The organism is Actinoplanes lutulentus (assembly GCF_003259845.1).
Classification (GTDB): Bacteria; Actinomycetota; Actinomycetes; order Mycobacteriales; family Micromonosporaceae; genus Actinoplanes; species Actinoplanes lutulentus.
Window position 1 is genome coordinate 1 of record NZ_QLMJ01000045.1, and the last position, 1,411, is coordinate 1,411.

General features: G+C 67.8%; 1 protein-coding gene. It reads right to left on the reverse strand.

Going from position 1 to position 1,411, the window contains the following annotated elements:
* Positions 1 to 19: 19 nt before the first annotated feature.
* Positions 20 to 1,183, reverse strand: a complete 1,164-nt coding sequence (locus B0I29_RS45020) for an IS110 family RNA-guided transposase (RefSeq protein ID WP_111655313.1) — start codon at positions 1,181 to 1,183, stop codon at positions 20 to 22.
* Between the last annotated feature and the right edge of the window lie 228 nt (positions 1,184 to 1,411).

Consider the following 1,411-nt stretch of genomic DNA (forward strand, 5'->3'; position numbering starts at 1 on the left):
CAACTGGCACCCCTCTGTGTCAAGAGGCGGTGAGAAGCGGTGCTCTAAGCTGGTCTTCGGCGGGTCCGGGAAGTGACTTCTCCGAAGTGTCGACCTTGGGGTTCGGGTCGGCCGCGCTGGATTGCAGAGTCGCCCCCGCTTGTCCTCCCGGGCCCGTCCTGAGCTGTTTGGCGTCGGCGGTCATCTGTCGGTAGACGACGTCGGACAGCCGACGTTTCAGGGCTCGCATGGCTTCCATGGTGGTCTTGCCTTCGGCGAGTTTGCGCCGGTAGTAGCGGCGGCCTTCGGTGTCGTTGCGGAGTTGGACGACGGCCATGATGTGCAGGACCCGGTTGATGCGCCGGTTCCCGGCGCGTGACAGGCGGTGGCGGTTCTGGTCGCCGGAGGACGCGTCGATGGGTGCGGTGCCGTTCCAGGACGCGAAGTGGCCGCGGCTGGTGAACCGGCTGACGTCGCCGATGTCACCGATCAGGCGGGCGGCGCCGGACGGGCCGATCCCGTGAAGTTTCTGCAGCTCGCTGCCGGTGGAGGCGACCAGTTCGGTGAGCTCGGCGTTCGCGATTTTGATCTTCTTGTCGATGGTGACGAGTTCGTGGATCAGTTCGGCGGCCAGCCAGCGGCGGGTCTTGCCGACGACGTCACGCGGCCGCACGGTGTTGAGCAGGGCGCGGGCCTGTTGGGCGGACAGGAACTTCTTCGCTCCGCCGGGGATGAGTTCGAGCAGGAGATGGTGCAGCCTCGAGACGATCTCGGTGCGGGCGCGGCCGAGCTGGTCGCGGCGGTCGACCAGCAGCCGTAGTGCCACGGTGGTGTCGTCGACGGTGACCTGTCGTAGGTCAGGGGTGCGTAGGGCGACGACGGCGACGCTGTGGGCGTCGACGGGGTCGGTCTTGCGGCCTTGGCCGGTGGAGAAGACCCGGGCCCGGGCGGACAGTTTCGCCGGCACGTCCAGGACGGTCTCGCCGTCGGCGACCAGGCGCTGGGCGACGTGCCGGCCGATGCCGCTGCAGCCCTCGACCGCCCAGATCCGGTCGCCGTGTTTGCGGCCGGCGGCGAGCATGTCCTGGTAGCCGTCGCTGTCGGTGCCGAACCGGCCCTTGTCCAGGACGCGTTCGCGCTGGTCGATGACCTCGATGGTCGCGGAGCGTTTGTGCGGGTCTACGCCGATGATGACCTGGCCCATGTGCTTGCCTCTCCTCCGAGCCGACGATGGATGTCGGCGGGAGGGCAGCGCTACTTTGAGCTGGGCATACCCCTCTTGAGCCACTCCGCGCCGCGGTGACCGGCAGGCGCATGCCAGTTGAGAGTCACACCAAACCTGCGGTGGACAGCCGCGTGCGAGCGATCCCACCGGTCACCTCGACCAAGCCTGGCCGGGCTGCGGTCGTACTTCAATGAAACAAGTAGCCGC